Source organism: Paenibacillus tundrae, from assembly GCF_036884255.1.
GTDB lineage: Bacteria > Bacillota > Bacilli > Paenibacillales > Paenibacillaceae > Paenibacillus.
This window is the reverse complement of sequence record NZ_CP145605.1, coordinates 5,207,613-5,231,500: the sequence shown is the minus strand read 5'-3', so window position 1 is coordinate 5,231,500 and position 23,888 is coordinate 5,207,613. Positions and strand designations below refer to the sequence as shown.

The following is a 23,888-nucleotide window of genomic DNA, read 5'->3' as shown; positions in this document are numbered from 1 at the left end:
TTTTGCTGGGAGAACTGCCCGCCAATCAAGGACAAACGCCGTTTCCACTTCTCCACGAATACATAGAATAACGTGTACTCCCTTGCATGCTGATGATTTTCATTGGGAGGTGATATGGTTGCAAAACCGCCGTAGTATCGCTCGGACGGGTACCAAACCAAGTTCCAAACGAAATAGGACACAGCAGCAGAAACAGCGATTGAAACCGATGCGTAAAAAAGGTACAAAGACCTATAGGTATGTCATTCCAGCTACGGAGCGATCAGAGCATAGCCCTTTACTTTCGGTAATTATTCCAGCAATGAACGAAGAGAGAACGATAGGTAAGGTGGTTCGTTTGGCTCGGCGTATATGCCGGGATTCGGAAGTAATTGTAGTGGTCAACGGCTCTACAGACGGTACGGCAAGAGTTGCAAGAGCGGCAGGTGCTCGTGTAATCCATTATACAGAGGCTCTAGGTCATGACGGCGGTCGTCAAGCGGGCGCGACGGTGGCTCGTGGCAACATATTATTATTCACCGATGCAGACATTCCGATCTCTCCAGAGCACTTAGCGCCTTATGTGCGAGCGATTATGGATGGAACAGACGTTGCCCTGAACGACTATAACGGCCCGATTACACGAATCCCTATACATCCGGTGGTAGAAGCCAAACATGTTCTGAACAGTATGTTAACGAGACCGGATCTGGATGGAGCCTCGATGACAGCCATTCCACATGCGATAAGTCGTAAGGCTCTGGAGGTTATAGGTGCTGAAAGTCTAGAGATTCCTCCACTGGCACATGCCAAAGCAGTGGTCGGTGGGTTGCAGGTGCGCGCAGTGCACCATGTGCCTGTAGGAAAAATGAATGCAGTTCGATCACGCAAACGAAAAAGTACCGATCTATTAAGCCAAGTGATCTTAACGGATCATCTAACGGCCATCAAATGGATGACAGATACCCTTGGTTCCCGTGGAGGACATTCCGATCTGGAGCGGGTACGTAGCCTGGCGAGGTGAGCATGTTGTAATCATTCACGGAGGGTTTCCAGGTGATACGCGATAGAGCATAAGGTGTATTCACCTTGATCCTTGCTAATAGCGGAACGAAGAATACCCTTGCTCTAAAGTTATCGTATTCGGAAACTTGTAGGCTGAATGCTGCAATATGCTGGAGGTGACAAAATGAAAGCCCGTATCGTTGGTGTTCGCCATCAGCGAACACGAAAGAGAGGTATACGAGGAAGACGAGGGCAAGTGTTGAAGAAACAAATCACGAAGCTAGAAATGAATCGAGCAGTGTTCCAACAGTCATGGAAATACGGTGAAGAAGCGGGGCGGCATAGCTCGGGTGATATCGATTCCATGGAGCAACAGGCGCATCTTGCTTGGCACAAATGCTGGCCTATTATATCTGAGCAGTTGGGTAATTACGAGGATGTAATGCAGGCAGGAAAGGCATTTATGAAGGGGTATGCCCATTCGTCTGAACGCTCATTAAATATCGTTCCTTTGCATCTTCACCGTAGCGCGGCTGCTGTAGTCAGTGCCTGTAACGAAGAGGCCACGTTGGCTCAAGTCATTGTCCAACTGAAACGACTTCCCCTGACAGAGATCGTTGTTGTATTAAACGGAACAACCGATCACAGTCTGGAGCGGGTGCTTGATCATTCAAGAGTGACCCTTGTCTATGAGCCGAATCGCGCAGGTCATGATGTTGGCCGTGCACTGGGTGCTAAGGTAACGACAGCAGAATCCGTTTTGTTTGTCGATGGAGACATGGTGATCGCGGCAGAGCAACTGGCACCTTTTCTGTATGCGGTTGATCGCGGAGACGATGTGGCGCTTAACGATCTGACCTCCTTATTGCCTGCATTTGCACGACAAGATGAGGTCACTCGAATGAAGGCATACCTTAATCGGACACTGGGGAGAGCTGATCTTCAATCGAATTCTCTAACGGCTGTGCCCCATGCATTATCTCGGCGTATGATCCAGGCAGTAGATCCAGAGTCTCTTGTTGTTCCACCTAAAGCACAGGCTCTCGCCATTCAACATGGATTAAGAGTAACGGCACCTAGTCAGGTCGACGTGATTCGATCCAATCGTCTTCGTTCCACCAATGTAGGTAGCGGCAATCCGGTGGCTAAGCTCATTATTGGAGATCATCTTGAAGCGATAGCCGAGTGGCTGAACTTGGCGGGGCAAGAGGTGCTAGCACCTACGTTATCCCGAAGCGAAGTGGCTTACAGGAGGAACACCTGATGACATGTACGAGTATTATAATTCCAACCTATAACGGATTAGATTTATTGCAATCCTGCATTGCGTCGATCCGTCAATATACAGGTGCTCATACCCCTTACGAGATTGTTGTTGTGGATAATGGTTCAACAGATGGTACGGCTGCTTATTGTGCCAAGGAACATCTAAGATTTGTCCGGTTGCCTGTAAATCGTGGATTTCCTGCTGCCTGCAATGCAGGGCTGCGTGTAGCTATCGGAGATGAGCTTCTTCTCTTGAATAATGACGTTACGGTGACTTCCTGCTGGCTCGAAAATTTACGAACTGCCCTCTATAGTGATGAGCAGGTTGGAATTACAGGCCCTGTCACTAATTACGCCAGCGGTATTCAACAGGTGAAGGTGGATTTTCACAGCATGGAGCATTTTCAGGAGCTAGCGAGAGAGAACAATATAAGCGATCCACAGAAGTGGATAGAGGTTAAACGGATCGTTGGGTTATGTATGCTTATTCGGAGACGAGTACTCGATTCGATTGGCTTGCTTGACGAGGCGTATTCGCCGGGACATTATGAGGATGATGATTATTGTTATCGCGCCCGGATGAAGGGCTTTCGCTTGCGGGTATGCGGTGATGTTCTAGTTCATCATCAAGGTAGTGCAAGTTTTCTGAAGACGGATCCGGATACATGGAAACAGCTACTAGAGCGTAATCGCTCGATTTTTATTAACAAATGGCAGGTCGATCCTCTTGAATATATTGAGACATCCGATGAAGGAGGCAACGTGAAATGAAAGGTGTTATTCTTGCTGGCGGAACAGGAACAAGATTGTACCCTCTGACGCGGCTGATCAACAAGCATCTGCTTCCAGTCGGTAAACATCCGATGATTGTGTATGGAATCGACAGGCTCCGTCAGGCGGGGATTGAAGATATTTTGATCGTGATGGGTAAACAGTCGGCCGGTCTATATACCGATTTCTTAGGTGGCGGGGCGGAGCTGGGTGTTCGTTTGACTTATCGTATCCAAGAGAAAGCAGGCGGCATTGCAGAGGCTTTGGACTTGGCGAGATCTTTTATTTTACCGGGAGAACGATTTGTTGTGCTGCTGGGTGACAATCTGTTCAGCGATGATCTGAAACCGTATGTTGATCGATATGTACAACAACCTGAAGGAACAGCCCGTGTGTTGCTGAAGAAGGTGGATGACGCCAGACGATATGGCGTACCGGAATTTGATCCCCAGCACCCAGAACGTATTACGCATATTGAAGAAAAACCGAGTCATCCAAAGACATCCTATTGTGTCACTGGAATTTATATGTACGATGATCATGTGTTCAACCTCATTGGTAACATTGCGCCTTCTGCGCGTGGTGAGCTTGAAATCACTGATGTGAATAATCATTATGCCGCCGCAGGTGGGCTTGAGTACGATATTTTGCAAAAATATTGGAGCGATGCGGGTACGTTTGAATCACTACAGGAAGCGTCGGTTCGAATGAAAGGTCAACTGCCATAAAATGATGCTTCTGATGCTGCTGTGCGGTGCCCTATGGGAGAGCAGATGATCCTGCGCCGGAGCTTTGCGCAGTGGCACTCCTAACGAAGATCAGGGGAGGAAATGCCGTGAAAGTAGCCAAACGCAACAGGCTGGCTGGAGCCTGGGTAACCGGCAAGTCCAGGGGTACCCATCCGGCAGCATTTCAGGGTCAAGGACATCGAATAGGCACAGGAAATAGCATATCTACTAGCCCACGTGTGGGGATGAGCAACGCTATGGGGCGAACGACAGTCAACCGATCAGTGGAGACGCTGTTCCATGCACAAGCAGGTGCTTCTCTCCACCATGGCGAACCTCGCGAACAGCGTTCGACTGGAGAAGTCACGGTAAGGAGCAGAGCCGTAAAGAAGCCCAAGCGCAAGGCTGACGCGAGCGCTCGTTCTGGTGCCCCGACCAAAGTGCGGGGCACCAGCGTTGCGCTGCCAGGTCGCAGACGGGCTGCGCGCAAGCCCGCAGGCGGGCGAGCTGCTGCACGCTCGCGCCCTGGCTCACGGGCAAGCGCAGGGCGCAAGCCCGGAGCAGCGCCAAGCGGGCGAGCCATCGCCGCCCGCAGCACCCAGCGCACGGCTTCGCGCCGTGCGCTTACGCCAGCACCGCAGGCCAGCACGCCATGGGCGTTGCCTGCCGGCGATGCTGGCGCCGCCCCGCAAGCGACACCTCCGCAGGGTGTCGCCGCCGCGGGGCGGGAAGGCGCTGCCCCAGGTATGGGCAGCGCACAGGGCTTGCCGCCAGCGCAGCACGCAGTGCAGGCGGCGGCCGTGCCCGGCGGCTATGCCGAGGGCTACCGCGACGGTGTGTTCGCGGGCGGGGAGGCGCTGGTGGCGCAGCACATCCCGCCGGATCATATTCTGCCTGCCGTTGCGGCGGCAGATCTGATCGCGGCGGGATTCCGCCAGTACGCGCCCAGCCTGGCAAGGCTGTCCAGCCCCCATGAGGTGGCTGAACAGCTTGTGGGCGCATTGGATGCCCAGCGCCCGTTTTCCGTCGTTCGCCTAGGCGATGGCGAACTGTTGGCTCTGGCAGCCGATACGGTGCTGCCCGGCGAGGAGGTGCAGGAACTGGCACCGTTTCTGCCTTATGCAGGGGTGCCGCGTTCTACACCTGAGATTCGGGCTTCGCTCGCCGAAGCCATTCAAGGTGCAGATTGTGTCGGAGTTCCGATCTCGCGGGCGCCGACATTCCAAGGGTTACTTTTTCCTGTCTTACAGCACTTTGGGATCGATTGGTCACGTCTGAAGCTGACCAGCTCCACCATCAATTACGGATTGCATCAGTCAGGTCTATTACTGCCTATCCTACATGGGCGACGTGTACTGTTAATCGGCAGCAAGGCTCATGAGCTAGGGGGACTGCTTCAAACTCATGGCGTACATGTTGCGGGGGTTATCGGTTCTGTCGCGGGATATTCAGATATTCAGAGAGTGATGCAGCAGACAGCAGAGGTCGCTTTTGACATTGCGCTCGTCGCAGCCGGGATTCCGGCCGTTATATTGTGTCGCCGAATTGCAGGGGAACTTGGCAAGGTTGCATTGGATTTTGGACATTTAGCAGACAAATTGGTTACGGGAGAGCTTCATCTCTAATGGATGCCGAGGGCAGCGCTGGATTGACTGCACTCGGCTCTCATTGAAGAGAAATGGAGGGGAAAGTATGAGGAGCAATAGTCATACATCTAGCGGTTCAGGGAAAAGTGCTGTCGGAATGACCGCAGCTACGCGCAGTCTGGAGTCGGAACATGTTACTCTACACTCGGTAAACAAACGTGTAAGGCAAAAGTCTAAGCGCAGAGGTACCGGGCGACGAGCCGCCCAAGGTGCGAAATTATATAAACAGGGTTATCGCAGAGGATACGATCAAGGATTAGCGCAGGGGCAGAGCTCGTTCGGTCTAGTTTTTGAAGGAGTAAGCATCATTATCCCTACTTACAATCAACGAGATTATGTACTGAAATGTATTGCGAGCATTGAAAAGCATACACCAGCTCCCTACGAGATTATCGTCGTAGATAATGCTTCCAAAGACGGCACAGCACAAGCCTTGCTTCGCATTGGTGGTGTGGTTAGAGTTGCTGCATTGGATGTGAACCGTGGATTTGCTGGCGGGGTAAACTATGGCTTGATGATGGCAAGAGGAAGACATATCGTAGTGCTGAACAATGATACCCTGGTCACACCTGGCTGGCTTGATAACATGATGACATGTCTGGATAGTGATCCGAAGATTGGTGTGGTTGGGCCTGTAACGAACTACATCGGCGGCGATCAGCAGATCGAGGTTCCTTATCGTGAAGTGGAGGATATGTGGTCATTTGCGAGTAAACATAATCGTCCGGATGCGAAGAAGCATCGGTTAACGGATCGTCTGGTTGGGTTCTGTTGGCTGTTCACGCGGGAATTGTGGGAGCGTGTCGGTTATCTGGATGAAGGCTATGCCGTTGGCAATTTCGAGGACGATGATTGGATCATTCGTGTGAAGCTGGCGGGATATGAACTTGCAGTAGCTGGGGATGCATTCATCCATCATTTCGGAAGTGTGAGCATGAAGGCGTTAGGTGAGCAGGATTACGTGGTCGTAAATCAAGACAACGAGCAATTTTTCTCGAAGAAATGGGGAAATCCTTATGCGCTCGTTGCAGAAACAAACAAACTTGCGCTTCGTGAAATGCTTCCAGCCGGCTCGCAGAGCAAGAAGCAAATGGATTCAAGGCAGCGTATATCCACTCAGGGAAGCGCTGACCCTGCAATATCATTTAGACGTAGCAGCGTATTCTATCCAGAGGGTTCGTTCATATCGGATGCCAAAGGAGAGGTCTATACCGTAGTTGGTGGACATCGCCGCAAATTAAATGTCCCTGTCCCACGCGGTATTTCTCCCGTTCAGATTGCCAAACCTGAATTGCTCAGCATGCCTTCGGGAGAGGCAGTTGAATCAACAAACGAAATACAGGCGTGGCCGCTGGAAGCTCATCAGCTGCGGAGCTCATCCATGGAGGGCTCAGGAAATCTTTGGCCGAATGGAACGATTGTTGCAGCAGCAGATGCACCTGAGACCTGTTACCAGATTAGCGGTGGCAAACGTAGAAGGTTTGTAACGACCTATGCATTCGAGCGTTGGGGTGTACATTCTGCACATATTGTGCACGTGCCTGCAGAACAATTACGCTTGATCGAAGAAGGCTGGCCGATTATTGCCCCGCCGCAGCTCTTGAACGAAGATTTGTAATGATTCGAGTAGCGCTTGTGGGGTTGTTGGTTCGCTTGATGTGGGGTGAAGTGTGGTGCGCACGGCTATCGAATTATGCCGCCTTCATTCCACATTCAATGACTACATACAGTAACTAGTTGCGATGAAGACGGCTTACTGCAGCTAGCTGGAAAGGTACATTCTTGTATGAACAGGCTAATCCGTAATGACGGGTTAGTCTTTTTTTATGCTTGTTTTCGTAAGGTTATTACGCTCAACAGACCGTTCAAATGTATGCAAGCTTGTGGATCTAATCCCCGTAGGAATCAGAATCTGTCCTGTTCCCGAGAACGGGTGAAGCCGTCTTATATATGCCGATAAGGTAGCCCTTCTTTTGCAAAAGAGCCAAAAATTAAAATTTTAAATTTAATCTTTCTATCCGGTTATAGGTTTATTCTATTAGCAGATGGATTGACGCCTGATAGGTGCGGGAGTACATTTATAGCCATAATTCTTATTTAACAGATAGGAATTAATGGTCTGGGATGCTGATTCCCTGATCATAACCTTGAATCCAATCAGGAGGTATGTCGATGTCTTCTTCATCCAAAAAAGTCGTGCTCTGGAGCAAAACTGGTTGTCATTTCTGTGGGGAGGTTAAGGCATTTTTGACCGAGCGGAATCAGCCTTTTGAGAACATTGAAGTACAAGGCAACGACGTATTGAGAGATGTATTGGAAGCCAAGTATGGGATCCGTCATGTACCTGTTATTGAGGTAGGCAGAGACGGAAAGTATGAAGCCTTGCTAGAGGCAGATTTGGAAAAACTGGCAGAGCTTCTTGAACGCCAGGACGAAGCAGCAGCCGTTTAAGAGGTTGTTCAAAAAGTCCGCTTTTGATTACGAAGGATGCGCGAGCGGCATCTCAGCTTCGAATATGGGATTCAGCCGAAATAAGTGGATGCTTACGAAGTTTGTTTCCTCCGGAAACAATGTAGTTGCTCACGTAGTTTTGCCTACGCTCCGCTACTCCATTTCTATCTTCATCCCCCTTTTCTCGGTACTGAAAACCGACCCTTTTGAACACGCACTTTAAGTTGGATCGTAATGGCTCCTTTTGTAAAGCAACTTTCCCAGCTGCGATGGGCTGTCATCACGGCATAGAGTAGTCGGGAGAGTTAATTTTGATCTAAACACGGCTAAGGTAAAGTGTTCCTTTGGATTATCCAATGCACATATAGAAAAGTTCTATAAGAAACACAGTTGACCCATTAGCAGGGCAGTGATAAGATTTGTGAAATTAAAACAAACCAAACTCATAGGAATAGTTAACTTTTATTGTTTTCTCATACGGATGAATAGTCGGAAAGCTTGAGAGAACAGTGTTTGGGACGGTTGCTCTGCGAACGTAGGTCAATATCAATAACTTCTAGATTAACGAATATAAGTGGTTATCCCATCATTTAATCAGAGAGAGGCGGAAGCGGATATGACGGCAAAACGCAGTTTGAAATTTGGAGCAATCGTACATGGTGTTGGAGGTAGCATGACGACTTGGAGACATCCAGATGTGCAGGCGGATGCAAGTGTGAGCTTTGATTTTTATAAACGCCAAACACTAAAAGCAGAAGAAGGCAAGTTCGATCTGGTATTCATCGCAGACGGTCTGTACATTACTGAGAAATCCATTCCCCATTTTCTAAATCGCTTTGAGCCAATTAGCATTCTGTCTGCGCTCGCTGCAATTACGTCCAAAATTGGTCTAGTTGGAACCCTATCGACTTCATATAGTGATCCTTTTACGGTTGCTAGACAGTTCGGTTCTCTGGATCTCATCAGTGATGGCCGTGCTGGATGGAATGTTGTAACTTCCCCGCTGGAAGGCTCCGCCAAAAACTATAGTAAAAGCAATCATCCAACCCATCCCGAGCGTTATCGGATTGCTACAGAGTATTTGCAGGTGACTAAAGGGCTGTGGGATTCATGGGAAGATGATGCATTTGTAAGGGATAAAGAAAGTGGCGTATTCTTCGACTCATCCAAGCTGCATACGCTCAATCATGAGGGCGAGTTCTTCTCCGTTCAAGGTCCACTCAATATTGCCCGTTCACGTCAAGGTCAGCCTGTCATTTTCCAAGCAGGTTCTTCCGAAGACGGCAAGACACTAGCCGCACAAGAGGCGGATGCAGTCTTCACTGGGCATGATACGATTGAAGAGGCTCAAGCATTCTATAAGGATGTCAAAACTCGTGCTGCTTCCTATGGTCGCAAACCAGAAGATATCGTGATCCTTCCGGGAATTAATCCCATTGTGGGACGTACTGAGGAAGAAGCGGAGCGTAAATATGAGGAAATTGCAAATCTAGTTACGATTGAGAAAGCACTTGATTACTTAGGTCGTTTCTTCGAGCATCATGACTTCTCCCAATATCCACTTGATGAGCCATTCCCTGAGCTGCACGGCATTGGAAGCAACAGTTTCCGCAGCGGTACAGATAAAATTAAGCAGAATGCCAAAGAGCAAGGGCTTACCTTGCGTGAAGTAGCCCTGCGAGCAGCGACACCTAAAAGTAAGTTTATTGGCACACCTGAACAGGTGGCAGACAAAGTTCAAGAATGGTTCGAAGCCGAAGCGGCAGATGGATTTATTATCGCTTCTGAGCTACCAAGCGGACTGTCTGACTTCGTAGAACTCGTTGTCCCCATTCTGCAAGAGCGTGGCCTCTACCGTACTGAATATGAGCATAATACATTGCGCGGTAATTTGGGCGTGCAGATTCCAGCTAATCGGTACACTGTAGCCCGCCAACAAGCCGAACCACAACAAGCCTAATTAGAGGAAGTTCAAAAAGTTCGCTTTTGATTACGCGGCAAGCCGACAGGCCATTTTTTAACAGATTAAAACCAAGTTATCTTATAGGTTATATTGATTAATGATTCAATGACACCTGTATACACAGAGGGGGAAGCGATATGAGCAGGTCTATTCGATGGATGAAATATATGGCTTTGGCAGCAGCACTAATACTGGTATTATCCGGATGCGGAGCTGGCAGCACATCAGACGGAGCTGCTCAAGCTTCGGGTGGCGAGCAGTCTGCACCAGCAGAAGGCGGCAATCTGACGTATGCACTGGCTACATCTCCTGATACGCTTGATCCTCATCGAAGCGGGTTAGCGGTAACGGTACGTGCAATTCGGACGATCTATGACAACCTGGTGGTTCAACTACCAGACGGCTCCATTAAGCCTTGGTTAGCCAAAGAGTGGAGCGTATCGGACGACGGCACAAGTTACACGTTCAAGCTACGTGATGATGTGAAATTCCATGACGGCACGCCGTTTAATGCGGAAGCGGTCAAGTATAATTTGGATCGCGTTATCGATCCAGCTACCAAAGCTGCCAATTCTCTAGCTCTCATTAGACCGTATAGCTCCTCCGAGGTCATTGATGAATACACAATTAAAGTTAATTTGGCACAGCCATCACAGGCATTCCTTGGTAACCTAAGTCAAGCATTGCTCGGCATTGTGTCTCCAACTGCTGCGAAGAAATATGGTGATCAATTGGGGAAAAACCCAGTAGGTACCGGGCCGTACACGTTTGTAAAATGGGATGAAAATGCGGATATCGTTGTTGCCAAAAATAAAGATTATGCCTGGGCACCTGAGACCGTAGAGAATCAGGCTGCACCTCACCTAGATACGATTACCTTCAAAATTGTACCTGAAGAAGCGACGCGCATCGGAAGTGTACAAAGTGGTCAGGTGCTCGCGGCCGAGACGGTTCCACCGCAAAATATTGCGGCACTGAAGGGTGATCCGAATCAACAGCTATTGCAGGCGAATACCGTGGGGCTGCCTTACACCCTCTTTTTCAATCTACGCAAAGCACCTTGGGATAATGTGAAAGTTCGTCAGGCCGTTCAATCTGCCGTGGATGTGGAGACCATTGTCAAAACGCTGTACCTAGGCAACTACGAACGTGCTTGGTCTGCGCTATCTCCAGGAATTTTGGGATACGATTCTTCGTTAGAAGGTAGCATTAATCCGGATATCAACAAGGCGAATCAATTGCTGGATGAAGAGGGATGGGTTAAAGGAACGGACGGTATCCGTGCTAAGGATGGGAAGAAGCTGACACTTCGTTATGTGGATGGTTCGCCTAACCGGGAAAAACGCAATGATATCGCTGCGATTATTCAACAACAGTTGAAACAGGTGGGCATTGCTGTTGAGGTAGAGATTACAAAAGATATTGCCACGGTCATATATCAGAACTGGGATTATGATCTATACGGTAATAGTCAGGTGAATTCCGATCCTAATGCCTTGTATGCCTTCTATCATACGAGTGCAGAAGGAGAACGGCCAACGTTGTCTGGCCTGGCAGACCCTGAAATTGACAAACTGCTGGAGCAGGGAGCGGTTGAGACCGATCCGGACAAACGGGTGGAAATCTACCATCAGGTTCAGCAATATTTGATTGATCAGGCAGTCATTTTGCCTATATACGTCTTCCCTTATACTGTCGCTGCATCCAAGACCGTTCAAGGGGTGAAGTTTGATGCATTGGGATATCCATTGTTCAACGATGTAACCATTCAGCCATAACATGTTCAGCATTATATGTACTCAGGAAGGAGACGACCGGGTATGGTTCAAACGGTACTGACACGGCTAGCAACATCACTTTTCGTTATTTTCGGAGCTTCGGTGCTGGTGTACTGCATCATGTATCTTCTGCCGGGTGATCCGGTCCTGCTGATGTTAGACCCATCCTCTGCTACACCGGAAATGATCCAGAACTTGCGGGTTCAGCTAGGTCTGGATCAGCCGTTTTACGTCCAGTTCGCACATTATTTTGGAGATATGCTCCGTGGGGATTTTGGTAAATCGATGATCAATTCCGACCCGGTGCTGCCTAAAATCTTGGAGCATTTCCCTGCAACACTTGCTCTGACGGCGCTTAGTTCTCTAATTGCAATCACAATTGGCATTACTCTAGGTGTATTGTCAGCCATTCATCGTAATGGAGTGATTGACTTTGTTGCTCGCCTTGTAGGATTATTCGGGATTTCGATGCCTACCTTCTGGACGGGAATTCTGCTCATCCTTTTGTTCTCCGTACAGCTTGGATGGTTTCCGGCGATGGGTTCAGATGGATTCAGTTCACTGGTGCTGCCAGCGGCAACACTAGGTTTAGTGGGTGCGGGGTTTATCGTGCGAATGGTACGTAACAGTATGCTGGAAGTGATCAATGAACCGTTTATCGTGGCATTGCGAGCCAAGGGGCTCTCGGAACGGGTCATCATGTATGGTCATGCACTACGAAATGCATTGATCCCGGCCGTAACGGTTATCGGTATGCTTATTGGTGATTTACTTGCAGGAACCGTTGTCGTTGAGACGGTCTTCTCGAGACAAGGAATTGGCCGAATTATTGCAGATGCCCTTATGTCTAAAGACTTGCCCGTGGTGCAAGGTGTCGTATTCTTTACAGCAATCATCTATGTAGTGTTGAACTTGCTCGTGGACATATCGTATGCGTACATCGATCCAAGAGTAAGACGTGCAGTGCGAGCTTAATCGGAAGGAGGAGTCTTCATGAGCATGAAACCATTGGTTGGTGACAAAAAAGCATGGTTGGGGCGTCGGGGACGTATTCGCATATGGAATCGCCATTCATGGCAGGCACGCTTCTCGCTAGCTATCTCGCGATCATTCTTCTATGCTGCATTACTGATTGTGGTATTTACGATTGCTTGTGCCATTGTACCGGGCTGGATTGCACCTTATTCACCAACGGAGATGTTGACCGATGCCATCCTTCAGGCTCCCTCTATAGCTCACTTGTTCGGAACGGATTATTTCGGCAGAGATATTTTTAGTGTGGTTGTGTATGGTAGCCGAGATTCGTTGCTGATTGGTTTCGCTTCTGTTCTCGTAGGTGGTCTTGCAGGTAGCGCGCTCGGCATTATATCCGGTTATATCGGCGGTATTGTAGATTCAATCATCATGCGTGCAGTAGATATATTAATGGCTGTACCTGGTGTGCTGCTTGCTTTGTCTGTGGCGGCCGCTCTGGGGCCAGGACTGCTTAACATTGCTTTGGCAGTCGCGGTAGCCTCTATTCCGGGGTACGCACGGGTTATGCGTGGGCAGGTGATGTCGGTCAAAGGACTTCCTTTTATCACCGCAACACGCTCGCTGGGTGGTTCCAATGCACGTATTTTCTGGCGTCATGTGCTTCCGCATTCCTTATCACCGTTGCTGGTTATGGCAACGCTTGGAGTGGGAACGTCCATTTTGACCGGATCTGGGCTTAGCTTTCTAGGCCTCGGGGTGTTAAAGGAAATCCCTGATTGGGGAGCTTTACTCTCCCAAGGAAGAGGTTATTTGACGGTGGCTTGGTGGATCTGTACTTTCCCAGGGCTGGCTATTACGTTGTTTGTCTTGGCGGTTAATCTGATTGGAGACGATATCCGTGATCGACTTGATCCCAAAGTGAACGGGGCGGCATAGACACTAACGTTATTCTATCTTTTTGATACCAAAGACTGCAGGTAATTGAACATACATTATGTATAAGTGCGTGTTAAAAAGGTCGGTTTGGACTTTTTGAACAACATCCATAAGGAGGAATTCATCATGTCACATGTCGTTATTATTGCAGGTTCTCCGTCCAAACGCTCACGTCTGACGGGGCTAATTGATTACAGTGTAAGCCAGCTAAGCGAGGCAGGCATTACGGTTGAAATTATTCATGTGGCAGACCTACCTGCGGAAGACTTGGTGCAGGCTCGATTCGATAGCACGTTCATTCGGGATGCTCTAGCGGTAGTTGAAGCGGCAGACGCAGTGATTGTGGCTACTCCGGTCTACAAGGCTGCATACTCAGGCGTATTGAAGTTGTTCTTGGATCTCATTCCCCAAGAAGGACTACGAGGCAAAGTGTCGCTTCCATTAGTGATTGGTGGGTCTATTGCACATCTGCTTGCAATTGATTATGCATTGAAGCCTGTACTGACAGCTCTTGGAGGTAGGCATATTCTTGGTGGAGTGTACGCAGTCGATCAAGGTATCGAACGGTTGGATGGAGATAAGTATGTATTATCGGCTGAGATTACAACACGTTTGGATCGGTCACTCGAAGAATTAAGATTGACAGTGGAAAAGGATGGTATTACGATAGCCTAAAACCAAGTAATTAGATCGGTAAAATAAAATAAATTTTGAAGGTCAACTGATTGGAGCAAAGCGTCAGTGACGTGGATACGGAGGCACTTATGAATATTGAAAATATTGAAGCATTTGTATACATCAATCACTATGGAAGCTTCAATAAGGCTGCCGAAGTACTCTTTTTGTCCCAGCCTTCCGTGACCGCACGTATCCAGTCACTCGAACGTGAACTCGGATGCAAGTTGTTTGACCGATTGGGCAAGCAGATTGTGCTAACGGAGGAGGGGCGTAAATTTCTCCCTTATGCACAGCAGGTGCTGCAAGTGATCCAGAAGGGTAGACAGAAAATCCAGCAACGCCGCACTACACCTGATGCGCTGCGTCTGGGGAGCACCGTTTCTGTCTCGAATTATGTCATACCCGATTTCCTGCCCAAGATTAAGGAAGCCTACCCGGAAGTCAGCATTAAACTAACGACGGCTCCGACCGACCAGTTGGTCGCCAAGTTATTGAATCAAGAAATTGATCTTGCTTTTGTACGTAAGGTCATGCATCCGGCGATTCGGACAGTTGCTTTTTATGAAGATCCGATCCAGTTGTATGTCTACAAAGGGCATCCGTTTATTGAACGTGGGCATGTCAGTATGGAGGCAATTCGAGAGGAGAGGTTGGTCTTCTTCGAATGCGGATCATTGGACTGGCTACGTATTCACAGAGCTTTTGACTCACTGGAACACCCGCCGGATATTACATACCATGTAGATCATTCGGAAACGGCGAAGAAACTCGTTATGCAGGGCGCAGGAATTGCCTTTTTGCCTGCACTCACGGTGAAGAAGGAAGTGGAAGAGCAACAACTATTCCCTATTCAGGTACACGAGGTTGCTGGGGTCTCCTTACAAATTAGTGTCGTTACGTTAAAAGAAGAACATTCTCCGTTTGCAGAACCTTTTGGGGAACTGTTGCGGCAGCTATAGCATTTTGGATATTCGTACTGCGGATCGTACGTTTGAACTCGAATGATTAATTTAGGGGGAACTTCACATGGGCATTCGTATTGGGATATTGGATCAGACTCCAATCTATGAAGGGGAAAAGCCGGCGGATGCATTTCGGCATACGATTGAGCTTGCTCAGCGGGCAGAAGCGCTCGGATTTCATCGTTTTTGGGTATCAGAGCACCATGATTCAGAGCATGTGGCAGGCTCTTCACCGGAAGTGCTCATTGCCCATCTGATTGCTCATACCAAGCGGATTCGCTTGGGCTCCGGAGGTGTGATGCTTCAGCATTACAGCCCTTACAAAGTGGCCGAGAATTTCAATATTTTAGCGGCACTCGGAGAGGGAAGAATTGATCTGGGTATTGGTCGTGCACCTGGAGGACTGCCCCGCTCAACCCAAGCGCTGCAACAGGGCATCCAAGATGCACCCTCGCTTAAAGAGAAGATCGCTCAAGTAAGGAAATTTATTCATAACGAGCCTGAACAAGATCCGTCCCATCCTTTAGCTGGATTGAAAGCTTCACCTGTATCCGAAATTCCAGCCGAGTTGTATGTACTCGGGGCAAGTCCTGACAGTGCTGGTATGGCAGCAGAGCTTGGATTACCCTATGTGTTCTCCCTGTTTATTAATAGTAATCAAGAGGTGGCTCAAGAAGCCTTCCGAATCTATCGTGAACAATTCGACCGTTCTACGGGGCGTGAGCCATATACGGCGCTTGCTCTATCGTTAATTGTGGCAGAGAGTGAGCAAGAAGCCGAGGAGCTGATTGGTGAGCATAGACCGATCAAGATTTTTTTGGAAAGTGGTAAGACGCTGACGGTACTTTCAGAGGAACAGGTAGCTGAATTTGCTAAACAAACGAACGAATCCTATCGAACCGAAGTGTTGGAACCAAGCGTGACCCGAGGTACAAAGGAATTTGTGGGTAAAGCGCTACGTGATTTCCAGCAAAAATTTGCTGTGGATGAGCTGATCGTAACGACGGCTACACGTGATTTTTCGAAACGAATCCGTTCGTTTGAATTGTTGCGGGAAGCTCTGGAGGAGCAAGGATTATTGGAAGATGTCGAAAGCGCAAATGTTGCGGAGTCAGTGATATAGCTTATAGCTAGGGCGAGTTTTCAGACACGTCCTAATTATTACAGAATTCGTACACGATCATGGAGAGAGGGAGCGATGACATGAGTGATCTGAAACTGTCTGAACAGCGAACAGGGCATGAATTACAGCAAGTGGAGCCAGAGCCTCATCTCGATCACAAGCCAGTAGCTCCTACAGAACAGGACGAAACATTGGCTGCTCGCTTGATCGAAATCCGGCGTCAGCTTCACCGTAATCCGGAGTTATCCGGAGAGGAATTCGAAACGACCGCAGCCATTCAAGGCTGGTTGGAAGAAGAGGGGATAACCGTTGCGACGGATTATAAACTGCGTACTGGATTGATCGCAGAGATCGGGGAGGGCGATGGTCCAATCGTTGCTCTGCGTGCGGACATTGATGCTCTGCCTTTACAAGAAGAGACGAAACTTGAATATGCATCCCAGGTTGATGGCAAAGCTCATGCCTGCGGTCACGATGCGCATACGGCTATTCTCATCGGTGCGGCACGGCTGCTCAAGCAGCGTGAAGCCCAGCTTCGGGGCAAGGTGAGACTTGTATTCCAGCCCTCTGAAGAGAAGGCAACAGGTGCAAGGCAAGTCATTCAGAGTGGTGCACTTACCGACGTTGGCGCCATATTTGGCTTGCATAACAAACCGGATCTGCAGGTAGGTACAGTGGGCATTCGCGAGGGTGCACTTATGGCATCAGCAGATGGGTTTGTTGTCAAGGTGGAGGGTGTAGGGACTCACGCGGCAGTGCCAGAGGCGGGCATCGATCCAATCGTCGTTGCTTCACACATCGTCACGGCACTGCAAGCAATCGTAAGTCGAAATGTTGGTGCGCAGGAGAGTGCCGTAGTCAGTGTAACTAAAATTCATAGTGGAACTGCATGGAATGTGATTCCTGATGAAGCGATTCTGGATGGAACGGTGCGTACTTTTGATGAGAAGGTACGGGCGCGGATTCGGGAACGCTTTAATCAGGTCGTCTCAGGTGTAGCGGCGGCTTATGGAACACGTGCATCGGTACGCTGGATACAAGGTCCACCGGCAGTTGTGAATGATGCCTCGTTAGCGGCTGAAGCAGAACGGGTGGCTAGCCAAGTCGGGTTGAAAAGTGTTAGACCATTGCCATCTCCGGCAGGTGAAGATTTTGCCTTTTATCAAAAAGAAGTTCCGGGTCTATTTCTCTTCCTCGGCACATCCGGACGCCATGAATGGCACCACCCGGCATTCGATCTCGATGAAAGAGCACTCCCGCTTGGAGCACATCTCCTAGCAGCTCTTGCAGAACAGACTCTTGAGAACCTACAGGCACAACAGCAAGTGGGTGACTAATTGCTTGACTAAAGGAATAGCACGAAATGTTAGAAAACAGATGGCAATAGAGTGGCCGATAAAGAATAGATTTTAAAGAACAGCTGCCAAAGAATAAATGTTAAAAAGAACGACTTTGCAGGCAAATTAACCTGTTCGAAGTAGGGAATCTGCCTGTTTACTTTACGTTTTCTTGCAAAAGGTCATGCCAAAAGGCTTTATGGACTAAGGGTTCCCATAAAGCCTTTTTGTGTTACTCGATCACCGCACCGCGTGATCCTTATGATTATTTCAAAATATTACTTCGAAATACAACTCCTTAGCTTGAAGCATTCGATTTCTTAATGACAACGTCCCCACTTGCATGCGCAGTGACCTGCCCATCCGCCTGCTCAATGAGCAAACGTCCATGACTGTCGACCCCTAGGCATTGCCCTTCAATCCATTCGCTGTTCTCACGGTCAACCATGAATTGAATTTCTTCTCCAAAGTTAAACATTCGTTCTTGATACAGCGGAATCAGTGGCTCGAATCCATCTGTAATCCAAGATTGGTGATAGTCCACTAGGCTCTGCACGAGCTGCTCTGCGATTACGTCAGGACGAACCTCAGCGAATTCGGATAAACATATGGTGGAGTAAGGCACATGTTCTGGTCGATATGCCACATTGATACCGATTCCGATGTACATAGCGGAGTGATCAGCTTCAACGAGCGTACCGGATAGTTTAGCTCCGTTAATAAGGATATCATTAGGCCATTTGATCTGCAGACGCTGGTTGGCTGTAAGATACGGCTCAATGACATCATGAATCGCAAGCCCTGCCATCAATGCGATGGTTGGTCGAAGAGCCAGATTGGTGGATAGCGGCCAAACGGTGGTAAGTGCGAGATTTCCCGGAGGTGTCTGCCATACCCGACCGTATTGTCCTTTACCCGCAGTCTGATTCTGGGACATGACGGCAAAGCCCGGAGACTTACCGCTTTGGATCAGTCGCTTCGCTTCTATATTGGTACTATCAATGGTGTCGTATTGTAATATGTCCATGGAAGATCCCCCAATCATGTCTGATGCAACGCACCTGAACTAACGATTGAATTATAACATGAACCTATTCTCGGACAAGAGAATTCCCTCTGTTCTGAATACTATGGATTGAAGTTGAGCGTTAGCCGGATACATCAATGCACAGGAAAATGGATTGTTTCATAACGGATAGAACTCTTTTTTCTAAAATGGAAATATTTGTTGACGATCTGAAATGGCTATGCTATATTTTTCTCGTCTACTAATCGTAATAATTACGATTAATGTCGAATGGAGGAAAATTAGCTCACCTTTATATTCTGAGGATAAGAATAGGAGTAATCGCTGCGATGAAACAGGAGATCGAATTTATCAAATTTAATCCGACCCAGAACATGACGATTCTGGTTCAGACGAATCATCCAGCCGAGAGCTACCCACACATTGCATCCCAACTAATGTCGTATGAACATGTGTACGCTGAACAGGTGGGATTCATTGAGAGATCCATGCAGCAGGGAGCCGTTGCACATTTACAGATGGCGGGAGGAGAGTTCTGTGGCAATGCCTGTATGGCACTCGCTGCACATATCGCAGCAGAAGCTAAGTTGGAACAACATGATCAGATGCACGTTGTGCTTACGGCTTCCGGAACAGAGCAATTAATCGTGTGTCACGTGAAAAGGCAAACCAGCGGATATGACTGCCAGGTGTCTATGCCAATCCCTGAGCAGATTGAGCAACGATCCATTAAGTATGAAGGTATGGATCTAGATATCATCATCGTGCGCTATCAAGAATTTATCCATATTGTGATCGAGGTTGAAGAATTCGATGAAACGATGAAGAGAAGGGCTCAAGCCTTGGCTCGCTTACTCGGATTAACGATGGGGGATAAGCTGATCGGTATTATGTTATATAAATCTTCGTCAGCAGAGCTAGCTCCACTCATCTATGTACCTCCATTGGATAGTCTGATCTGGGAACGAGGATGTGGTTCAGGAACGGCCTCCCTAGGAGCTTACCTTGCTTGGAGCCAGCAACGCGAAATTTCGCATTACATCAAGCAGCCTGGTGGTGCCATTAAGGTGATGGTCGGGTGGCATGAAGCAGAAATTGAGAGTATTACCATTGAAGGAACTGTCGGCATTGTGGCACAAGGCAGAGCATTTATCGATGACCCAGCAAGCGCACTTTTACAGGCACATCATATGTAAGACGATGACAAGATGTAGGGGGATAAGAAATGGTCACATTGGTTCATTTTCAAACCTGTTTGCGTGAATACGCGATGAAATTCAATGAGCTGGGAAGCAAGTATGATCATACGCTGCATCATAGTTCAGAGCTTGAAGCGCTGATCGATCATTATTCCAGGTTCGTGACAGATCCGGAGAACAAGGCAGCCTGGGAACAGCTTGCAGAACAAGAGTTGGACAGCCTTCATCCTCTCGTGGAGGAACTAAGGCACCAATCAGCCTACTGTGTAGCGATTATGGAGAAATATCGTGCATTGCGATTACAGCGTGGTGATGTGCAGGTCGCGGATTACTTCAAGAACATCGAAGAATGCATTGATAAGGAGTTTGGCAGCTTCCACGTCACAGCGCAGTCCAAGGTATTGTTGGTAGGCTCGGGTTCATATCCCATGACTCCCTTGTACATCGCCAAGCGAACAGGAGCCGAAGTCGTGGGTATCGATATTGATGAAGAGGCGATTACGCTGGGACAGAAGGTTGTGGAGATCCTAGGAGCTGGTTTGAACATTCGTCTGGAACGCCTATTGCTGGAACAGCTGGACTACACGCAAGAAGCAACACATATTATTTTCAGCTCTACGGTAGCGAATAAGTACGATTTGCTTGATCAATTGCATGATCTGACGAATGATCATGTCGTTGTGGCGATGAGATATGGCGATCAATTAAAATCCCTGTTCAATTATCCCATGCTGGAAACGGACAGTCGGAAATGGAAGCTCGCTGACACGGTGTTACGCCCTGACGATGTGTTTGATATTGCGCTGTATCAAAAAGCATAGTCGTTACAACCACTTTTCACGAAAACGATTAAATCGAACAGAGGTTGATCTTACTTCATTAGAGCTAGGAGCTAAGAGCTTAGGTGATTCCAATTTACAGGTAGTATATTGAACATAAGGAGGCTCATATGGGAGGTTTTCAGCGAATTCTGATATCTGGAACAGGTCCTGTATCCATTCAGCTTGCCGTACTGTTCCAAACGTATCTCAACTGCTCCATCGGAATTGTGGGCAGAGAATCCGTTCGATCGGCATCGATATTTGCAGCACTGGAACAGAACGACCAACGCATTCAAGCAAGTATCCAAAATGAACAGCATCAACCGCTAGCTGTTAAGTGCACTGTTGATCAGGTGTTTCACGGCTACGATACCATGGAGGGTGAATGGGATACGCTGATTTTGGCTGTCACAGCAGATGCTTACATCGACGTATTGCGAGAAATGAAGGAACACTTCGTTAAACAAGTGAAATGTATCATTTTGGTGTCGCCTACTTTTGGTTCCAATCGTCTGGTAACCCAGTATATGAAACAGAGAAATGCGAATCCAGAAGTGATCAGCTTCTCTACGTATCTTGGAGATACCCGCTGGATGCACGAGCAACCGTCCAATCATGTCATTACGACAGGAGTGAAGCGGAAGGTTTATATCGGTTCCACCCGATCTGCTTCTGAAAATGTACACAACCTGTGCCGGTTGTACGAGCGAATAGGAATTCATATGGAGGTCATGGCATCCCCGCTAGAGGCAGAAACGAGAAATATATCTCTATATGTGCACCCGGCTCTGTTTATGAATGACTTCTCACTTGAGGCGATCTTTGGGGAATCGGATATCCAAACCTATGTGTACAAGATATATCCAGAAGGCCCGGTTACCCAATATTTGATTCGGGATCTGCGGGCTCAGTGGCAAGAGATCATGCAAATTACAGACAAACTCCATATTCAGGGGATCAACCTGTTGCAATTCATGACCGATGATAATTATCCGGTGCGATTAGAGAGTTTATCCCGCTACGATATCGAGAATTTTAATCAATTGCAACCCATACATCAAGAGTATTTATTGTACATACGATACACCTCATTATTAATTGATCCTTTTTCTAAGCCAAGTCCAGAAGGAACCTATTTTGACTTTTCAGCCGTGCCATTTCGGAAAATGTTTGTGAATCATGAGGGATATGTGGATATCCCCCGCATGCCCAAAGAAGATTATTATCGCATCAAAATTATTCAGGGTATCGCAAGACATATGGAGGTAAGCTGTCCGACGATTGATCAATTTATTGCTACATATGAGGCGAAGCTTCAGCAAGTAGCTCAAGCTCATAGTGGTCAGCGCTTATCCGATGCCTTTGTCATTCAATCCTTTGCTGAGGACATTGAGATGATCTGCCAAGGAATTGCAAACCACAGGGATGCGATACATCACGATGTGTAGCCTTGCTTCAAAGAGTCCGCTGTATAGTTACGAAGCATGCCGGCTGGCATGAATGCGCACATGAATCAAACCGATTTTGGATCCATATCTAGTTCTGATTAAAGCAACTAAAGCTATTGTGATATGGATTCGCACATTTTTATTTTTATCATCAGGGGGAAATATTGTGAAGAAGAGTAGTCCGTTCATTTATATGTTGATGCTGGTATCTGTTCTGGTTCTTATTGCTGGTTGCGGGCAACCCAATGAGGCTTCGACAGAGCCTGCCAACCTTGAAGTCCAAAGCGAATTAATCTATGCGTCAGCCAAAGATATTAACGATATGAACCCTCATCTATATACAGGCTCGATGCCTGCCCAAGGCATGGTATACGAGTCTTTGGTGGAGAACACACCGGACGGAATTAAGCCATTGTTGGCTGAAACTTGGGACATTTCAGAGGACGGTAAGACCTATACATTTCATTTGCGCCAAGGGGTGAAGTTTCATGATGGTGAGCCCTTTAACGCAGAGGCCGTGAAACAGAACATTGAAGCCGTGCAGGCCAACGCTGAAAAGCATGCCTGGATTAAACTGTCCACCAAAATTACGAATGTGGAAGTCATTGATGAATACACCGCGGCGTTGACACTGTCAGATGCCTATTATCCAGCATTGGTCGAATTGTCTATGACCCGACCTTATGTGTTCATCTCACCGAAGGATTTTGTTGACGGTGGAACCAAAGACGGCGTGAGCGGTTACCATGGCACAGGACCATACAAGCTTACAGCACATAAGGTTGAAGAGAACGCTACTTTTGAAGCCAATGAAGAATATTGGGCAGGAGCACCCCTAATTAAGAAAATCACCTCTAAAGTTCTCCCGGCAGGAGAGACCACATTTTTGGCACTGCAAAAGGGAGAAATCAACGTTGTGTTCACAGATGATCGGGGTGCGGACAGCATCGATGTTGAAGCGATGGAACGATTAGCTGAATCTGGTGATTATCAGGTCGTTCGAAGTGAGGCGATGAATACAAGTATGATCGTTGCTAACAGCAGCAGACAAGGCAGCCCAGTGCAAGAAACGGCTGTTCGCGAAGCACTCTGGTATGCGATTGACCGGGAGACGATCAGTAACGATATTTTCAATGGAACCCAGACGGTAGCGAACACACTATTCTCATCCAACGTTAACTACGCGAATGTTGATCTGAAGCTGCGAGAGTATAATCCAGAAACGGCAAAAGCACTATTGGATCAAGCAGGCTGGACAGCAGCAGAAGGAGGAGCTGTAAGAACGAAGAACGGTCAGCCTTTGACGATGAAACTATACTATGACAGCAACTCCTCCTCACAGAAAATTCAAGCCGAATTAATCCAACATGCAGCAAAAGAATTGGGGATTGGGCTAGAGCTTGTAGGTGAGGAGTCGACTTCTATCGCTAATCGAAGAGCGACCGGAGAATATGATCTGTTGTTCAATCAGACTTGGGGACTTGCTTATGATCCTCAAAGCACCATTGCTGCGTTTACATCAGATTCGGCGTACAAACACACAACGAGTGGTATAGCTCTAGCAGATGAACTGTATCGGAAGATTGACGAGGTTATGGTATCTACGGATGAGACATCACGGAAGTCCTTATACGCCGATATAATGAAAATCGTGCATGATGAGGCGATATTCATCCCCATTACGAACGGTCGTGTGACGGTGGTTGCTCCCCATAATCTGGAGGGCATTGGGTTCAAACAGACGCAATATGAATTGCCTTTTGAACAGATGAATTTTAAATAGAGCGGAGATGGA

General features: G+C 48.0%; 21 protein-coding genes. 19 read left to right on the top strand and 2 right to left on the bottom strand.

Annotation, left to right across the window (positions count from 1 at the left end):
* Positions 1-118: 118 nt before the first annotated feature.
* The 4 genes from V6W81_RS23505 (at position 119) to V6W81_RS23490 (ending at position 3,749) form a co-directional block, all read left to right on the top strand.
* Positions 119-1,003, top strand: coding sequence for a glycosyltransferase family 2 protein (locus V6W81_RS23505; RefSeq protein ID WP_338540552.1), 885 nt, complete (start codon positions 119-121; stop codon positions 1,001-1,003).
* Positions 1,004-1,168: 165 nt separating this feature from the next.
* Positions 1,169-2,248 carry a glycosyltransferase family A protein gene (locus tag V6W81_RS23500; RefSeq protein WP_338540551.1) on the top strand — a complete coding sequence of 360 codons (1,080 nt, stop codon included), beginning with the start codon at positions 1,169-1,171 and terminating at the stop codon, positions 2,246-2,248.
* Positions 2,248-3,021: a glycosyltransferase family 2 protein gene (locus V6W81_RS23495; protein ID WP_338540550.1), complete on the top strand. Its 774-nt coding sequence runs from the start codon at positions 2,248-2,250 to the stop codon at positions 3,019-3,021. The genes V6W81_RS23500 and V6W81_RS23495 overlap by 1 nt, the downstream gene beginning before the upstream one ends.
* Complete coding sequence (locus tag V6W81_RS23490; protein WP_056702532.1) at positions 3,018-3,749, top strand: sugar phosphate nucleotidyltransferase; 732 nt, start codon at positions 3,018-3,020, stop codon at positions 3,747-3,749. The genes V6W81_RS23495 and V6W81_RS23490 overlap by 4 nt, the downstream gene beginning before the upstream one ends.
* A gap of 190 nt (positions 3,750-3,939) precedes the next feature.
* Here V6W81_RS23490 and V6W81_RS23485 read toward each other — a convergent pair whose 3' ends face one another.
* Positions 3,940-4,398, bottom strand: a complete 459-nt coding sequence (locus V6W81_RS23485; RefSeq protein WP_338540549.1) for a hypothetical protein — start codon at positions 4,396-4,398, stop codon at positions 3,940-3,942.
* Between the two features lie 211 nt (positions 4,399-4,609).
* Between V6W81_RS23485 and V6W81_RS23480 the strand changes: the two genes are divergently transcribed.
* The 11 genes from V6W81_RS23480 (at position 4,610) to V6W81_RS23430 (ending at position 17,598) form a co-directional block, all read left to right on the top strand.
* Positions 4,610-5,374 (top strand): GT-D fold domain-containing glycosyltransferase, encoded by a 765-nt coding sequence (locus V6W81_RS23480; RefSeq protein ID WP_338540548.1) that lies wholly within the window; start codon positions 4,610-4,612, stop codon positions 5,372-5,374.
* A gap of 67 nt (positions 5,375-5,441) precedes the next feature.
* A complete protein-coding gene (locus V6W81_RS23475; RefSeq protein ID WP_338540547.1) occupies positions 5,442-7,013 on the top strand; it encodes a glycosyltransferase family 2 protein in 1,572 nt (523 codons plus the stop codon).
* 554 nt (positions 7,014-7,567) lie between these two features.
* Positions 7,568-7,846 (top strand): glutaredoxin family protein, encoded by a 279-nt coding sequence (locus tag V6W81_RS23470; protein WP_338540546.1) that lies wholly within the window; start codon positions 7,568-7,570, stop codon positions 7,844-7,846.
* A gap of 616 nt (positions 7,847-8,462) precedes the next feature.
* A complete protein-coding gene (locus V6W81_RS23465; protein WP_338540545.1) occupies positions 8,463-9,806 on the top strand; it encodes an LLM class flavin-dependent oxidoreductase in 1,344 nt (447 codons plus the stop codon).
* A gap of 140 nt (positions 9,807-9,946) precedes the next feature.
* Positions 9,947-11,587 (top strand): ABC transporter substrate-binding protein, encoded by a 1,641-nt coding sequence (locus tag V6W81_RS23460; RefSeq protein WP_056702542.1) that lies wholly within the window; start codon positions 9,947-9,949, stop codon positions 11,585-11,587.
* 42 nt (positions 11,588-11,629) lie between these two features.
* Positions 11,630-12,562 carry an ABC transporter permease gene (locus V6W81_RS23455; protein WP_056702550.1) on the top strand — a complete coding sequence of 311 codons (933 nt, stop codon included), beginning with the start codon at positions 11,630-11,632 and terminating at the stop codon, positions 12,560-12,562.
* Positions 12,563-12,580: 18 nt separating this feature from the next.
* Entirely contained in the window at positions 12,581-13,498 is a 918-nt protein-coding gene (locus V6W81_RS23450; RefSeq protein WP_338540544.1) for an ABC transporter permease, read from the top strand.
* A gap of 126 nt (positions 13,499-13,624) precedes the next feature.
* On the top strand, positions 13,625-14,173 hold the full coding sequence (gene ssuE, locus V6W81_RS23445; protein WP_338540543.1) for an NADPH-dependent FMN reductase: 549 nt from the start codon (positions 13,625-13,627) through the stop codon (positions 14,171-14,173).
* Positions 14,174-14,262: 89 nt separating this feature from the next.
* On the top strand, positions 14,263-15,135 hold the full coding sequence (locus V6W81_RS23440; RefSeq protein WP_145049735.1) for a LysR family transcriptional regulator: 873 nt from the start codon (positions 14,263-14,265) through the stop codon (positions 15,133-15,135).
* 67 nt (positions 15,136-15,202) lie between these two features.
* Complete coding sequence (locus tag V6W81_RS23435) at positions 15,203-16,261, top strand: LLM class flavin-dependent oxidoreductase (protein ID WP_338540542.1); 1,059 nt, start codon at positions 15,203-15,205, stop codon at positions 16,259-16,261.
* A gap of 80 nt (positions 16,262-16,341) precedes the next feature.
* Positions 16,342-17,598 (top strand): amidohydrolase, encoded by a 1,257-nt coding sequence (locus tag V6W81_RS23430; RefSeq protein WP_338540541.1) that lies wholly within the window; start codon positions 16,342-16,344, stop codon positions 17,596-17,598.
* 298 nt (positions 17,599-17,896) lie between these two features.
* Here the strand turns inward: V6W81_RS23430 and V6W81_RS23425 are convergent, their stop codons facing one another.
* Positions 17,897-18,625, bottom strand: coding sequence for a biotin--[acetyl-CoA-carboxylase] ligase (locus V6W81_RS23425; protein ID WP_338540540.1), 729 nt, complete (start codon positions 18,623-18,625; stop codon positions 17,897-17,899).
* 329 nt (positions 18,626-18,954) lie between these two features.
* On the opposite strand from V6W81_RS23425, the gene V6W81_RS23420 reads away from it, so the two are divergent.
* The 4 genes from V6W81_RS23420 (at position 18,955) to cntA (ending at position 23,876) form a co-directional block, all read left to right on the top strand.
* On the top strand, positions 18,955-19,821 hold the full coding sequence (locus V6W81_RS23420; RefSeq protein WP_338540539.1) for a diaminopimelate epimerase: 867 nt from the start codon (positions 18,955-18,957) through the stop codon (positions 19,819-19,821).
* A gap of 29 nt (positions 19,822-19,850) precedes the next feature.
* Entirely contained in the window at positions 19,851-20,645 is a 795-nt protein-coding gene (locus V6W81_RS23415; protein ID WP_430700916.1) for an SAM-dependent methyltransferase, read from the top strand.
* 128 nt (positions 20,646-20,773) lie between these two features.
* Positions 20,774-22,093 carry an opine metallophore biosynthesis dehydrogenase gene (locus V6W81_RS23410; RefSeq protein ID WP_338540538.1) on the top strand — a complete coding sequence of 440 codons (1,320 nt, stop codon included), beginning with the start codon at positions 20,774-20,776 and terminating at the stop codon, positions 22,091-22,093.
* Between the two features lie 193 nt (positions 22,094-22,286).
* Positions 22,287-23,876, top strand: a complete 1,590-nt coding sequence (gene cntA, locus V6W81_RS23405) for a staphylopine-dependent metal ABC transporter substrate-binding lipoprotein (RefSeq protein ID WP_338544055.1) — start codon at positions 22,287-22,289, stop codon at positions 23,874-23,876.
* The last annotated feature ends 12 nt before the right edge of the window (positions 23,877-23,888 follow it).

Excerpts from the sequence above, each read along its gene's own strand:
- V6W81_RS23500 (WP_338540551.1), top strand. The coding sequence starts at position 1,169 with ATGAAAGCCCGTATCGTTGGTGTTCGCCATCAGCGAACACGAAAGAGA.
- V6W81_RS23495 (WP_338540550.1), top strand. The coding sequence starts at position 2,248 with ATGACATGTACGAGTATTATAATTCCAACCTATAACGGATTAGATTTA.
- V6W81_RS23490 (WP_056702532.1), top strand. The coding sequence starts at position 3,018 with ATGAAAGGTGTTATTCTTGCTGGCGGAACAGGAACAAGATTGTACCCT.
- V6W81_RS23475 (WP_338540547.1), top strand. The coding sequence starts at position 5,442 with ATGAGGAGCAATAGTCATACATCTAGCGGTTCAGGGAAAAGTGCTGTC.
- V6W81_RS23470 (WP_338540546.1), top strand. The coding sequence starts at position 7,568 with ATGTCTTCTTCATCCAAAAAAGTCGTGCTCTGGAGCAAAACTGGTTGT.
- V6W81_RS23465 (WP_338540545.1), top strand. The coding sequence starts at position 8,463 with ATGACGGCAAAACGCAGTTTGAAATTTGGAGCAATCGTACATGGTGTT.
- V6W81_RS23460 (WP_056702542.1), top strand. The coding sequence starts at position 9,947 with ATGAGCAGGTCTATTCGATGGATGAAATATATGGCTTTGGCAGCAGCA.
- V6W81_RS23455 (WP_056702550.1), top strand. The coding sequence starts at position 11,630 with ATGGTTCAAACGGTACTGACACGGCTAGCAACATCACTTTTCGTTATT.
- V6W81_RS23450 (WP_338540544.1), top strand. The coding sequence starts at position 12,581 with ATGAGCATGAAACCATTGGTTGGTGACAAAAAAGCATGGTTGGGGCGT.
- ssuE (WP_338540543.1), top strand. The coding sequence starts at position 13,625 with ATGTCACATGTCGTTATTATTGCAGGTTCTCCGTCCAAACGCTCACGT.
- V6W81_RS23440 (WP_145049735.1), top strand. The coding sequence starts at position 14,263 with ATGAATATTGAAAATATTGAAGCATTTGTATACATCAATCACTATGGA.
- V6W81_RS23435 (WP_338540542.1), top strand. The coding sequence starts at position 15,203 with ATGGGCATTCGTATTGGGATATTGGATCAGACTCCAATCTATGAAGGG.
- V6W81_RS23430 (WP_338540541.1), top strand. The coding sequence starts at position 16,342 with ATGAGTGATCTGAAACTGTCTGAACAGCGAACAGGGCATGAATTACAG.
- V6W81_RS23425 (WP_338540540.1), bottom strand. The coding sequence starts at position 18,625 with ATGGACATATTACAATACGACACCATTGATAGTACCAATATAGAAGCG.
- V6W81_RS23420 (WP_338540539.1), top strand. The coding sequence starts at position 18,955 with ATGAAACAGGAGATCGAATTTATCAAATTTAATCCGACCCAGAACATG.
- V6W81_RS23415 (WP_430700916.1), top strand. The coding sequence starts at position 19,851 with ATGGTCACATTGGTTCATTTTCAAACCTGTTTGCGTGAATACGCGATG.
- V6W81_RS23410 (WP_338540538.1), top strand. The coding sequence starts at position 20,774 with ATGGGAGGTTTTCAGCGAATTCTGATATCTGGAACAGGTCCTGTATCC.
- cntA (WP_338544055.1), top strand. The coding sequence starts at position 22,287 with ATGTTGATGCTGGTATCTGTTCTGGTTCTTATTGCTGGTTGCGGGCAA.